Origin of the sequence: Gemmatimonas aurantiaca, from assembly GCF_037190085.1 — a bacterium.
GTDB lineage: Bacteria > Gemmatimonadota > Gemmatimonadetes > Gemmatimonadales > Gemmatimonadaceae > Gemmatimonas > Gemmatimonas aurantiaca_A.
In genome coordinates this window covers 160,720-174,105 of sequence record NZ_JBBCJO010000001.1, presented here as the reverse complement: position 1 = coordinate 174,105, position 13,386 = coordinate 160,720, and the positions used below count along the sequence as shown (strand labels likewise).

Annotated in this window: 12 protein-coding genes; 1 reads left to right on the top strand and 11 read right to left on the bottom strand. The window is 64.3% G+C overall.

Annotated elements, in window-relative coordinates:
- The first annotated feature begins 335 nt into the window (after positions 1-335).
- Positions 336-1,169: a hypothetical protein gene (locus tag WG208_RS00755; RefSeq protein ID WP_337169398.1), complete on the top strand. Its 834-nt coding sequence runs from the start codon at positions 336-338 to the stop codon at positions 1,167-1,169.
- Here WG208_RS00755 and WG208_RS00750 read toward each other — a convergent pair.
- The 11 genes from WG208_RS00750 to WG208_RS00700 all read right to left on the bottom strand — a co-directional run bounded on the left by WG208_RS00750 (position 1,149) and on the right by WG208_RS00700 (position 13,378).
- Complete coding sequence (locus WG208_RS00750) at positions 1,149-2,345, bottom strand: efflux RND transporter periplasmic adaptor subunit (protein ID WP_337169397.1); 1,197 nt, start codon at positions 2,343-2,345, stop codon at positions 1,149-1,151. The genes WG208_RS00755 and WG208_RS00750 overlap by 21 nt on opposite strands.
- A gap of 29 nt (positions 2,346-2,374) precedes the next feature.
- Positions 2,375-4,078 (bottom strand): peptidase domain-containing ABC transporter, encoded by a 1,704-nt coding sequence (locus WG208_RS00745; RefSeq protein WP_337169396.1) that lies wholly within the window; start codon positions 4,076-4,078, stop codon positions 2,375-2,377.
- A 306-nt stretch (positions 4,079-4,384) separates the two neighbouring features.
- Positions 4,385-5,452 (bottom strand): LytTR family DNA-binding domain-containing protein, encoded by a 1,068-nt coding sequence (locus tag WG208_RS00740; RefSeq protein ID WP_337169395.1) that lies wholly within the window; start codon positions 5,450-5,452, stop codon positions 4,385-4,387.
- A gap of 242 nt (positions 5,453-5,694) precedes the next feature.
- Complete coding sequence (gene atpC / locus WG208_RS00735; RefSeq protein ID WP_337169394.1) at positions 5,695-5,955, bottom strand: ATP synthase F1 subunit epsilon; 261 nt, start codon at positions 5,953-5,955, stop codon at positions 5,695-5,697.
- Positions 5,956-5,958: 3 nt separating this feature from the next.
- On the bottom strand, positions 5,959-7,389 hold the full coding sequence (gene atpD, locus WG208_RS00730) for a F0F1 ATP synthase subunit beta (protein WP_337169393.1): 1,431 nt from the start codon (positions 7,387-7,389) through the stop codon (positions 5,959-5,961).
- 26 nt (positions 7,390-7,415) lie between these two features.
- Positions 7,416-8,288 (bottom strand): ATP synthase F1 subunit gamma, encoded by an 873-nt coding sequence (atpG, locus tag WG208_RS00725; protein ID WP_337169392.1) that lies wholly within the window; start codon positions 8,286-8,288, stop codon positions 7,416-7,418.
- A 9-nt stretch (positions 8,289-8,297) separates the two neighbouring features.
- Complete coding sequence (gene atpA, locus WG208_RS00720; RefSeq protein WP_337169391.1) at positions 8,298-9,860, bottom strand: F0F1 ATP synthase subunit alpha; 1,563 nt, start codon at positions 9,858-9,860, stop codon at positions 8,298-8,300.
- Between the two features lie 129 nt (positions 9,861-9,989).
- Complete coding sequence (locus WG208_RS00715; protein ID WP_337169390.1) at positions 9,990-10,835, bottom strand: helix-turn-helix domain-containing protein; 846 nt, start codon at positions 10,833-10,835, stop codon at positions 9,990-9,992.
- 24 nt (positions 10,836-10,859) lie between these two features.
- On the bottom strand, positions 10,860-11,351 hold the full coding sequence (locus WG208_RS00710) for an NUDIX hydrolase (RefSeq protein WP_337169389.1): 492 nt from the start codon (positions 11,349-11,351) through the stop codon (positions 10,860-10,862).
- On the bottom strand, positions 11,351-12,262 hold the full coding sequence (locus WG208_RS00705; protein ID WP_337169388.1) for an ABC transporter ATP-binding protein: 912 nt from the start codon (positions 12,260-12,262) through the stop codon (positions 11,351-11,353). Before WG208_RS00705 ends, WG208_RS00710 begins: the two co-directional genes overlap by 1 nt.
- A gap of 228 nt (positions 12,263-12,490) precedes the next feature.
- Positions 12,491-13,378, bottom strand: coding sequence for an RNA polymerase sigma factor RpoD/SigA (locus WG208_RS00700; RefSeq protein ID WP_337169387.1), 888 nt, complete (start codon positions 13,376-13,378; stop codon positions 12,491-12,493).
- Positions 13,379-13,386 lie beyond the last annotated feature (8 nt).

Here is a 13,386-nt window from a genome sequence, read left to right as displayed (position 1 = left end):
ACGTGTGTTCCTCGAGACAGGTCACGCCAATACCACAGGTATCACCATCCGCGGTTTGCCCCTGCACGGTGCCCCGGACATTCTCGTACGAATCCGGGACCGCAAATACCTGCACCTCGAGTTCACTCAGGTCCAGCTTCAGCTTCTTGGCCACTTTCTTGTCCCCCCATGAGTTGTTGCACAGCAAAAGGCCTGCGCGAACACCAAATCTTCGGGTGACTCGATCCAGCGTCAATGCAATGCCGTCCGTCATTCCGGACGTTCGTGTTGCGCGGATTTCGCATCCGCGTGGAAACCTCACCTACCGAGGCTGTAGTGCACTACAATGTGCTCCGATGTTGACATTCGTTTCGCTGTATCCAATGATTGAGCGCGTATATCCACAGAGAGTCGTTGTGGATTGTCCCGAATACAGTGGACGTGCCGATATAAAGGACGCTTCATTCATGACAATTCGCAGCCAGATGGCGAGCTACGGCCCCACGGCGGAATACGTCAACAGCATCGAGCGCATCGGCGATATTCTGATCGTCGAAGCGTCCGCCTCTGCCGACGATGTGGAGCGGATCGTCCGTGAATCCGAGCGATGTCCGTGGCTCCCCGTCATCGTCGAGCACGACGGAGTGCTCCGCGCAGAGATTCGCCTTGCGATGCGATTGCTTCCGCTTGCCGTTCATATCGAAGCACGGCGACTCTGCGAGTGTGATCGGGCGGCTGCCGCACTTCGCCAACTGTCCGTTTCGCCAGTGTTGTTGTATCGCTATCTCAAGCTGCGGTGTGCGCACCCTGCCACCGCTGAGCTCATCCATTCGGCATTGCAGGAGGAACCGTGGGTGCGACAGGCGATCTCACGATCGGCCTATTACGAGGCTTTTCGGAGGTTCAGCACCACGGGCCCGGCCGCCTGGAAGAACGTGATGATCATCGCACCCTTCGCAGGGCGTGGAGTTTCTCTCGAACGGCTCGCATTCGATCTCGAGCGTGATGTACGAACGATCCGCGCCATCGTTCAACAGGATATCGGCGTGACACCACGGTTCTTCGTTTCGACGCTGGGCTGGCAATGGGTGATCGAGATGGTATTGCGTAGATCACAACTGCCGCTCTGGTCGCCCGCGGAAGTCCCGCCCCCGGCACCTGGATGCCCGTCAGCGCGTCAGTTGGCGTGAACGGTCACGGAAGTGCTCGACCAACAATGTCAATGCGCGTTCCGAGCGCGTGATGATCTCCCCGTGCACGGCGTAGCCTCGACGAAGCCCCACATCAATGATGGGTGACGATCGTTCCCGGGAATCGATGCGAACGACCACACGATACAATCCGGCCACGGTGCCGCCGGTCGCTCCATTCGATTGACCGGGAGCTGAAGCCTGCCAGCCCACGGCTTCCACACGACCCCGGACATGATTGTCGGCCATCGCGGCAAACGCCGGAATCTCGATATCGACCGTATCGCCCACGTGCACACGATAGACGTCGCGCTCGCCGACGTTCAGTGTTGCACGCCATTGTCGGGTATCCGCGATTTCGAACAACGATTCACCGGCGATCACTGCTCTGCCCCGGAGCAATTCCAGCTGCTCGGTGAGCACGACACCCGAGGCCGGTGCCCGGATCACCTGTCGTGCCGCCCGGATGCGACTCTTCGCCAGGAGTCGTTCGAGACGATCCAATTCGTTCGTGTTGCTTGCGACATCGAATTCCGACAGTCCGGTCGCAGCCAACTGCGCCCGAGCCGCACCGAGTTCGCTCTGTGCGGTCATCAGATCGGCCGAAGGCACATCGAGACCGACATGCACCCGACCATCGACGGTGGTGGCGATGCTGTCCGGATCTCCGGAAATCATGAAATCGACCATGCGCTGACGCAGCAGTGTGCGCGCGCGCAAGACATGCGCCTCCGCCGATGTCACACCGGATTGCGCCCGTTGGACGTCGATGGGTGCGGAGCGCATGGCCCTGTCACGCTCGATCCGTATCTTACGAAGTTGTGATTCGAGATCGGCCACTGCCGCCCATGCCTCCATCGAATCGAGCCGCGCAACGATCTGTCCGGCGTCGACGGAGTCACCAGTCTGCACCAGAATGGTTGTCAACAGGCCGCTCTCAGTCGACCGGACCGGCCAGATGGCCGCAGGTTCGAGTACACCGTCTGCAGACACCGTGACCTTCATGGTGAGCACCGATGCCACCACGATCGCGATGATGCACAGGACGATGAAGACCCCCAACGTCCAGGCGACGACGTGTCTGGTGAACCGCCACCCCGGGATGCGATCGTCATCCAGGTCTGGCAGGCGCACCAGCTTGCGCTCGGGCTCCCGAAACATCTTCGGTGCGGTCATGTGACATTCAACCTGCGCAGACGTTTTGTCTAATCGCTTTGCGCGGCCTGTACCATCTGGCGGTATGCATCGCTGCTGCCGACAAGTTCTTCATGCGTACCCAGACCGGCGACGCGGCCATGGTCCAGCACGCAAATACGATCGGCCAACGACGCCGTGGCCATGCGATGCGTCACCAGCACGACTGTCTTGTGGCGCACCCGTGGAATGAGTGCCCGGAGAATCTCGCCTTCGGTACGCACATCGACCTGCGATGTTGCTTCATCGAGCAACAGCACCGGGGTATCCCGAACGAGCGCACGCGCCAGGGCAAAACGCTGACGCTGGCCTCCCGAAAGAGAGGCGCCCCATTCAGCGACCATGGTGTCCAATCCGTCGGGGAGTTCCGCAATGAGTCCGTCGAGCTGACAGAGGCGCACCACATCTTCCACCGCATCACGATCGACCGTGTCCGCTCCCACGGTGAGATTCTCCCAGATCGTCCCGCGAAGCAGGGTGGGCTCCTGCCACACCACCGCCATCTGGCGCCGCAGGTCCGACAGGAGAAAACGATCGATGGGAGAACCATCGACGAGAATGGTCCCCTTCAATGGGCGCTCCATGCCGCAAACCAGACGCAGAATGGTCGATTTCCCCGTGCCGCTGGAACCGATCAACGCAGTCATCGAACCGGGAGGAAAAGTCAGTGACAGCTCATCGAGGATCGATTTGTCCGGGGAATAGCCGAACGAAACGGCATCGAGGGAAATCGCGGCTTTGATACGTCTCTGAATGCCCGACGGAGGCGTGTAGGCCAGCTCCGGGTCCTGTTCCGGCGGTAGATCGAGGTACTCGAACGCTCGTCCCAGCACCACCGCCGATTGCTGAAAGTCCGCAAACACGCCGGCGATCTGTCCAACGGGTCCTGTGAGATAGCCGAGGTATGCCGAAAAAGCGACGAAACTGCCAAGTGAGAGCTCTCCTCGAATGATCAATGTCCAGGCGTACCACGTGAAGGCGGCGGTGCCGATGGTTCTCACGAGCGCGACAACGACACTCACCCCGGTACTGAGACTGGCGGACTTCATTTGAAGGTGGATGACGTCTTCGGTCTGCGCAGAGGCGTCACGGAACACATGCGGCTCCATCGCCATCGCTTTCAGCGTTCGAATCTGACTCATGGTTTCCACCTGAATCGCGCTGAGCTCGGCACTCGCTTCCGCACTGCGTTTCATGTACCGGCGCGTCAGACGACTCGTCGCCGTCGTGATGGCGACGGTCAACGGTGTCGTGATGAGCGCCAGAATGGACAGTTTCCAATTCAGCGCGACGAGAAATGGCGGAACCAGGATCAGATAGACGCCATTGACGAGAATGATCTGCAGAATTCGCGAAACCGTTCCCAGTGCGCCGCGCATGTCGCCGGCCCGACTCATGATCTCGCCGACCCGGTGTTCGTCGAAAAACCGGATGGGCAGGTGCTGCAGGTGGTTGAAGTACATGAGGCTGACGGCGCTTCCCAGCTTCGCCGAAACAACCTGCGTGTAGTAGCCACGCAGAGCCCCCATCAGCGCCGTGGCCAGCGAGAACGCCGCGGCACCGAACACCAACGCGTGCAGCAACGACACATCGCGCGCGGGATATACGGAATCGAAGTAGAGCTTCGAGAACAGCGGGGTCACGAGTCCCAACGCGCCCGCGACCAGACTCAACAGCAGTCCACGCAGCATCGGTCCCCAATAGGGCCGAACCATCAGCATCACCCGCATGAAGTATGCGAGTGCGTCCCGAAGCGACGGGATCGGTGCGGTCGGTGCGCTGTGCCTGGATCTCACAATGGCATACTCTGCATCGCGCAGTGTGAAAATGCATAACAGACAGCGGCATCTTCTCAGATCACTCGGATACCCCCAGAGAATCCCCGGAAGGCTGCCACCGTGTCCAAGTTCCGCTATTCAGAGCGGCCGTCAAGTCCAATCTGGTCGCCACGGGGATTGCATATGCCTGGAATACTGCGGGCGTCGCCCCCGTGAAGGAACGACGCCCCAATCAATTTCAGCTCACCGCACCCGCGATCGATACGTTCGTGACAACCGCAGCGTCGACCCGTCGCCGAGCAGCAGCAGGCCGTCGCCACCGGGCAACGGGCTCATCTCTCGCACCCGGTCCATGTTCACGACGATGCGACGATGGATGCGCACGAACTGCCGCGGATCGAGTGCCGCTTCGATGGCCGTGATCGTGCCGCGCGTCCGGTACCGCTCACCAGCGGCGTGCACGCGGATGTAGTTGCCGTCCGCTTCGAACCAGTCGATATCGGCCAGCGGCACGAAACGCGTACGACGGCCTTCGCGCACCAGCACCCGCAGCGGACGTCCTTCACCCGCCGCCGACCGACCGCCGTCTTCGAGCGAAAGATCGAGCACCGCCTCCTCCGCCCCGTCGCGCATGCGACCGAGACGATTGTCCAGCGGCCTCGACGTGGCCCGCCACGGCGCCGTCGCGATCAGCGTGCCGGTGCTCGCACCGCCCAACGTACGACGACGACGCTGCGACAGCCCGTGGCCATTGCCGCCGCCATTGCCGTTCGTATGTCCGTTGGCGTAGGCATGCCCGTTCCCGTTTGCCGTGAGGGGCGCGCCGGCCAGAGATGCCGCCGCCAGACGTCCGTTGAACACGGCGCCCAGGTCGACTCCTCCCGCGGCCGTGGCCTCGCCCAGCAGACGCTGCAGCTCGTCCGCCGTGCGCAGCAGCGCGAGTTGCAGCACATGCTGCCGCGCGCGCGTCAGTGCTTCATTCACCCGGGCCACCGACGCCGGCCAGAGCACGAAGTCCGTGGCCTGCAGCTCGAACGCCGCCACCGCATCCTCGTCTTTGCTGCCGACGAAGATGACCGACACCGGACGCTGCGTCGACGGCAGATTGCGAATGAAGGAGAACCCCGAGCCATCGGACATGGCCGTGCTCACGACGGCGATATCAGGTACGGGGGACGACAACGCAGTCTGCGCTGCCGTGAGATCGGACACCGGTCCGATCAATGTCAGGTCCATCGAACTCGCCAGCTCGGAGAGCTGTTGCTGCAGAGCGGGCGGGACCTGGCCCAGAACGACGACTCGCAGAGACATGTGACGGGGGGAAGACGCCAGCGAACTCGATGCCAGTTGCATCGAGGGGGTCCGGACGGGGAGTGCCATGCCCTTAAGACTTACGCCGCACCACTTCCAGACGTTGCACCTCTGAGAAACACGTGAGGCACGGGATTGCCCCGTGCCTCGGATGCCACCTTGTGTCGCCTGTCTGTTTCGCCATCGAGCGCAGTCGCCTGCGCCGCCGTGACACCGGCGTGACATCGGCGGCCCGCCACGAATCAGGCGGCCGTGGCCTGCTCCGTCACCACGCGGACCTGGTCGTCGACGACCTGCAGGAAGCCGCCGTCGACCGTGTACCGCTTCTCGCCCTGCGTCGTGTCGATGCGCAGCGTGCCCTTCCCCAGCAGCGTCATGAGCGGCGCGTGCAGCGGAAGAATGCCCACTTCGCCATCGAAGGCGGGCGCGATCACACCACGCGCGGTGCCTTCGAACAGCACGCGCTCGGGCGAGATCACCGACACCTTCAGTGCGTCGCTCACCGATCAGCCCTGGAGCTTCTTCGCGTTGGCCACCACGTCTTCCACGCCACCGGCCATGAAAAACGCCTGCTCGGGCAAGTGATCGAACTCACCGGCGCAGATCCGCTCGAAGCTGGAGATGGTCTCCTCGAGCTTCACGTACTTGCCGGCGATGCCCGTGAACTGCTCGGCCACCGCGAACGGCTGCGACATGAAACGCTGCAGACGACGCGCCCGGCCGACGATCTTCTTGTCGTCTTCCGAGAGTTCGTCCATGCCGAGAATGGCGATGATGTCCTGGAGTTCCTTGTAACGCTGCAGGATGCGCTGCGTGGTCGTCGCGGCCGCGTAGTGCCGCTCGCCCACGTACTGCGGATCGAGGATGCGCGACGTGGAGTCGAGCGGGTCCACGGCCGGGTAGATGCCCAGCTCGGTGATCTTGCGGTTGAGCACGACCGTGGCGTCGAGGTGCGCGAAGGCCGTGGCCGGCGCCGGGTCGGTGAGATCGTCGGCCGGCACGTAGATGGCCTGCACCGACGTGATGGAGCCGTTGCGCGTGGAGGTGATGCGTTCCTGCAGTTCGCCCATCTCCGTGGCCAGCGTGGGCTGGTATCCCACGGCCGACGGCATGCGGCCCAGCAGCGCCGACACTTCCGAACCCGCCTGCGTGAAGCGGAAGATGTTGTCGACGAACACCAGCACGTCCGCGTTCTCCTGATCGCGGAAGTACTCGGCCACCGTGAGGCCGGCCAGCGCGACGCGCAGACGCGCGCCCGGCGGTTCGTTCATCTGACCGTAGATCAACGCGACCTTGTCGAGAATGCCCGCTTCCTGGAATTCCAGGTACAGGTCGTTCCCTTCGCGCGTGCGCTCACCCACGCCGCAGAACACCGACTTGCCGCCGTGTCCCTTCGCGACGTTGTTGATGAGCTCCTGGATGATGACCGTCTTGCCGACACCGGCGCCGCCGAACAGACCGATCTTGCCACCCTTCACGAACGGGGCGACGAGGTCGACGACCTTGATGCCCGTTTCGAAGACTTCCGTCTTCGGTTCGAGGTTGACAAAATCGGGGCGCTTGCGGTGGATGGGCCAGCGTTCGGCGTCGGCCGGAATCGGCGCGCCATCGTCCACCGGCTCGCCCAGCACGTTCAGGATGCGGCCGAGCGCGGGCGCGCCGATGGGCACCGTGATCGACGAGCGCGTGTCGATCACGTCCATGCCGCGCGTGATGCCATCGGTGCTGGACATGGCCACCGCGCGCACCTGATTGCGGCCGATGTGCTGCTGCACCTCGGCGGTCACGGTGATGCGCGACCCATCGGGCGCGGTGGTGTTGACGACGACGGCGTTGTAGAGCTCCGGCAGGTGATCGTTCTCGAACGCCACGTCGATGACGGGACCGATGACCTGAACGATCTTGCCGACAGTGGTCGGAGCGGCAGTGGTAGCCATGGATGCGTACTGGATATGGTGAAACGTCAGCCCTGCAATGCCGATGCACCGCCGACGATTTCGGCGATTTCCTGCGTGATCTGCGCCTGACGCGCCGAGTTGTAGGTGCGCTTGAGCACCTGCAGCAGCTCGGTCGCATTGTCCGTCGCGTTCTTCATCGCCGTCCGCTGCGCGCTCTGGAAGCCGGCTTCGGTCTCGACGAGCGCGCGATACATCGCATTGCGCACGTAGAGCGGAAGCAGTGCTTCGAGGATCGCGTCGGCGGAGGGCGCGAGGATGAAGTCGTGCTGCACGCCACCATCGGTCTTCGTGGTGGGCGGCGCCACCGGCAGCACCTGCTCGGTGGTCGGCGGCGCCGAGAGCGCCGAGAGATACTTCGCGTACGTCACGTACACCGCATCGACGGCGCCCGCAGCGAACCGCTGCATGAGTCCATCGATCAGCGACGCGGCATCGGCCGCCGTCGGCTTGTCGGTGATGTCCGTGCGCTGCGAGGCGAGCGCACGGTTGATGTAGCGGAAGAAGCCGGCGCCCTTGCGGCCGACGACATGGAGCTCGACGGTGAGCCCCCGGCCTTCGAGTTCCGCGAGGCGGGCGCGGGCTTCCTTGATCAGGTTCGCGTTGAACGCGCCACACAGACCCCGATTGGCCGTGAGCACGACCAGCGCCACCGTGCGCGGCGTCGCGGGACGCCGCAGCAGCGGAAAGCGGTCGGCCAGCTCAGGCGAATACACGTGCGAGAGCACCTCGCCGAGCGCGAGCGCATACGGGCGCGCCGCGGCCACCCGGTCGGTGGCCCGCTTCAGCTTCGACGTCGCGACCATTTCCATGGTGCGCGTGATCTTCCGCGTATTCTCCGTGGAGCGGATACGCCCCTTGAGTTCCTTCCCCTTGGCCATCGTCGGGCCTCAGCGCTGGTTGTACTGCTCGATGGCGCGCTTGAGATCGGCCTCGCCATCCTTGGACAGCGCCTTGCTGGTGCGCATGCCATCGAGCACCTGCGGGAACTGTGCCCGGAGGAACTCGATGAAGCCCTTCTCCCACGCGCGCACCTTGCTGGTCTCGATCCCGTCGAGGAAGCCGTTGGTCACCGCGTAGATCACGGCCACCTGCTCTTCGAACGGCAGCGGCGAGTACTGCCCCTGCTTGAGCACTTCCACCGTGCGCGCGCCGCGCTCGAGCTGACGCTTCGTGGCGGCGTCGAGGTCCGACGCGAACGCCGCGAAGGCTTCGAGCTCACGATACTGCGCGAGGTCGAGACGAAGACGACCGGCCACACCCTTCATGGCCTTGGTCTGCGCCGAACCACCGACGCGCGACACCGAGATGCCGACGTTCACGGCCGGGCGGATGCCGGCGTTGAACAGGTCGGTCTCGAGGAAGATCTGCCCGTCGGTGATGGAGATGACGTTGGTCGGGATGTAGGCCGACACGTCACCGGCCTGCGTCTCGATGATGGGCAGCGCGGTGAGCGAGCCGCCCGGCTTGAGAATGTGCTTGCCATCGACCACGCCGTCGTCTTCACGCAGCTTCGCGGCGCGTTCGAGGAGACGGCTGTGGAGATAGAACACGTCACCCGGATAGGCTTCGCGGCCCGGCGGACGACGCAGCACCAGCGAGAGCTGACGATACGCCGCGGCCTGCTTCGACAAGTCGTCGTACACGCACAACGTGGGCTTGCCTTCGTTGTACATGAAGTACTCGGCCATCGAGCAGCCCGAGTAGGGCGCGATGTAGAGCATCGGCGCCGGATCGGACGCCGAGGCGGCCACGATGATCGTGTACTCGAGCGCGCCGGCCTGACGCAGGCGCTCGACCACGGAGGCGATGGTGGACGCCTTCTGGCCGATGGCGACGTACACACAGATGACGCCCTGGCCCTTCTGGTTGATGATCGTGTCGATCGCCACGGCGGTCTTGCCCGTGGAGCGGTCGCCGATGATGAGCTCGCGCTGACCACGGCCGATCGGGATCATCGAGTCGATGGCCTTGATACCCGTCTGGAGGGGCTCCTTCACGGGCTGACGCACGATGATGCCGGGCGCCGGCGATTCGACCTTGCGGAAGTGGCTCGTGTGGATCTCGCCGAGGCCGTCGATGGGGCGGCCAAGGGGATCGACGACACGGCCGATGAGTTCGGGGCCGACGGGCACTTCGAGCACGCGCGCGGTGCGGCGGACTTCGTCGCCTTCCTTGAGCTGCAGGTAGTCACCCAGGATGACGGCGCCGATGTTGTCTTCTTCGAGATTGAGCGCGAGGCCAGTGATGACCTGCTTGCTCTCCGACGCCGTGAACTCGAGCATCTCGCCGGCCATGACCTTGCCGAGGCCATAGATGCGGGCGATGCCGTCCTTCACTTCGAGAACGGTACCGACTTCCTCGACATTGAGATCAGCGAGGTCCGCCGCTTGGATCTCGCGGAGGAGGATGTCCTTGATTTCGCCGGGACGCAGCGCGGTCTGGGTGGCCATGATACAGGGGCTTTGTATGCGGTCGTAAAGATTTGGGGACAGCTTGTGAAAATTATCACAAGGGGTGGAGTGGGGGCAAGTCGGGAGTGATAGGGGGCAGGGGGGAGCTGGTCAGGGGGACGGAGGATGTCAGACCGAGGCGGTGGCCGGGGCTGGCTCTTCCTCGTCGGGGGTTTGGGCGTAGCGGCTGAAACGCTGGAGCAGGTCCATGGCGCGCAGGCGCGACAGACTGGAGGCCTTGGCGCCGACCAGACGCTGGGTCGTGCTGGAGAGATGCGAGGAGCTGGCGAAGCCCAGGACCTGGGCCACGTCACGGACATCGTAGCCGGCGTTCTTGGACAGTTCGGCGGCAGCCAGGACACGCACCAGGTCGATGACCTTCTTGAGCGTGGGCGCCTGCCCTACCGCGAAACTGCGGGAGAGGTGCTCACGGGAGACGCTGAGCTCCTTCGCCAGCTGATCGGTGCGCACCGGCCGGCCGGCGCGCCGGACCACGCTCTGCCAGACCGCCAGTTGCAGCGGCGTTTCCAGGTGCAGCGACGAGGGCGGTGCGGCCAGGGCCCGTTCGAACCGCGTGGAGAAGGCCCGGCGGGCCACCAGATCGCGGGCCACGCTGTCGTCGAGTCCTTCGATGAGAATCTCGCACACGCCGGCTTCTGCCGCCTTCGCCACCAGCGGCGCATCGGCAGGCAGCAGGGTGGTCACGAGCACGAAGGGAATGCTGGCGAACTCCTCGGCGCGGGCGAGCAATCGCGGCACGTCGTCGCCGGCACCGGCATCGATGATGACGGCATCCACCAGGTCCTTCAGCAGATGCTCTTCCACCTCGACCACTGAACGGACGGAGACTAGATGTGCCCGACGCCGGGGGAATGCGGCACGCACCAGCGCACGCGCGCGCTCCCGGCGCAGCAGCGTCACCAGACAGAGCGCCGACGAGGAGGCATCCGCTCCCCCGCGGGTGGTGGTCTTCATGCGGTGGCCTTCATGCGATCGTCCTCACGGCAGCGAGGCGGGATCGCGCGAGAGATCGATGCCGCGCACCATGGCATGCGCCCTCCGGAGCACGTCCCGCGCATTCGCATACGACACGAGTTCGGACGCTTCGTCGAACGAGACCCAACGACAGGCGGTGATGCCCTCGGCACGCTGCGGAGTGGTACGCTCCGCTTCGGTGTGCATCAGGAAGAAGTGACACACCTTGTGCACGAGCCGCCCCCGGAAGCGAAAGAACCAGTCGATGGTGTCGATCGCTCCGTCGAGTGTCACTTCGGCCAGCCCGGTTTCTTCACGCACTTCCCGCATCGCAGCCGTGTCGGGCGCCTCGTCGCTCTCGAGATGCCCCTTGGGGAAACCCCAGTTGCGATAGCTGTCGCGAATGAGCAGGAAATACGGCTGCCCATTCTGCAGACGATAGACCACGCCTCCCGCCGATGTCTCGAGACGCGCACGCGACGAGCGCTTGCGCGGATTGCGGGAGGGGGATGCCATCAGCGACGACCGCCCGGTCCGGGGTGTTCACGATCGGCGGCCGCGCCAATTCCCGACACGCCAGTCTCCACGTCGGACTGCGCGTCGGCAATCTCCTCGGCGACTTCGGCGGCAATGGCGGCGCCGACTTCCGTGGCCGCTTCGAGCGCGGCACTGGTGCCGATGAGTGGCGCACTGCCTTCGAGCGTGGCACGCCCTTCGATGAACTGCCGCACGATCGGATCGGTGGAGTGCTGGATCTCCTTCACGGTGCCCACCGCCCGCACCTTGCCTTCGTACAGCATCGCGATGCGCGTGCCCACGGTGTAGGCGCTGCGCATGTCGTGCGTGATCACGATGCCGGTGACGCCGAGCTGCTCCCGCATGCGCACCATGAGCGTGTCGATGGTGGCCGACGTGACGGGATCGAGACCGGTGGTGGGTTCGTCGTAGAGGATGTACTTGGGCCGCAGCGCGATGGCGCGCGCGATGCCCACCCGCTTGCGCATGCCGCCCGAGAGTTCGGCCGGCATGCGGTTCTGCACGTCGGGGAGATCGACCAGTTCGAGCGCTTCGGTCACGCGGGCCGCGATCTCCTGTTCGGAGAGCGTGCCCTGCTTGCGGAGCCCCATGGCGACGTTCTCGCCGATGGTCATGGAGTCGAAGAGGGCGGCGAACTGGAAGACGTAGCCGATGTTGCCGCGCAGGGCGTACAGGTCTTTGCGCGAGAGGGTGTCGACGCGCTTGCCATCGACCCAGACCTCGCCGGCGTCGGGTTCGAGGAGGCCGACGATGTGCTTGATGGCGACGGACTTGCCGGTCCCGGAATAGCCGATGATGACCATGGTTTCGCCTTCCCTGACCTGGAGGGAAAAACCGCGGAGCACCTGCTTGGGGCCGAAGGCTTTGTGAACGTCCTTGAACTCGATCATGGAATCACAAATCTACTTCCATCGGAGATCAGAGGTGAGAGGTCAGACCATGTCAGACCATGATAGAAAGCAGGAGGGAGCTGGTCAGGGGGACGGAGGATGTCAGACGGTGTGTGGTCTGACGTGCTTCGTCGCTCTGGCCAACTCCCTCCTGCTTCCTGTCGTGGAGCTCTCAGCCCGCGAGGAGCCCCGCCGGTCGGGCGGGGTCCGGCTCAGGCCGGGAAGATCTCAGGCCGCGAAACTCGACAGTGCGCGTCCCACGTCGCCCTCGCGCAACCGCTTGAGCGCCCGGTCGCGCAGCTGCCGGACGCGCTCGCGGGTCACGCCGAGCATGGAGCCGATCTCTTCGAGGGTGTGTTCGCGGCCGCCTTCGAGACCGAAGTAGAGGCGCAGGACCTTGGCGTCGCGGGGGGGCAGTGTGGACAGCGCCTGCTCGATCTCGTCGGTGAGGAAGCGGTTCATGGCTTCCTCCTCGGTGTCGGGCATCTCGTCGGCCACGAAGCGCTCGATGAGCGAGCGGTCGCCATCGGGATCCATGGGCGCATCGAGGCGCACGTCGCCGGTGTTGAGGGCGGCGAGCGACTGGACCACGTCGACGGAGAGACCGGTGACCTGTGCGAGTTCTTCGGGCGACGGCTCGCGGCGGAGCTTCTGCCGAAGGATTTCGGAGGCCTTGATGATGCGCGACAGGTCGGCGGTGCGGTTGAGCGGCACACGCACCGTGCGTCCCTGGCGGGCCAGCGACGACAGGATGGCCTGGCGGATCCACCACACGGCGTAGGAGATGAACTTCACGCCCTGGTCGGGATCGAACTTCCGGGCGGCCGTGAGCAGACCGACGTTGCCTTCCCCGATCAGGTCGATGAGGGGGAGGCCGCGGTTCTGGTACTTCTTGGCCACGGAGATGACGAAGCGGAGATTACGCTTGACCAGCTCCTGGAGCGCGTCCTGATCGCCCGCCCGGATCTTCTTGGCCAGCTCGATTTCCTCGGCGGCCTTGAGGAGCGGATAGGTGCTGACTTCGTACAGGTACTGGTCGAGGATGTCGCGTTCCGGCTCGGAGGGAGCGATACCAGCCGGTGTGGCGCGACGGCGCTTCCGCTTGACTTCAGTCATGGAGTTCT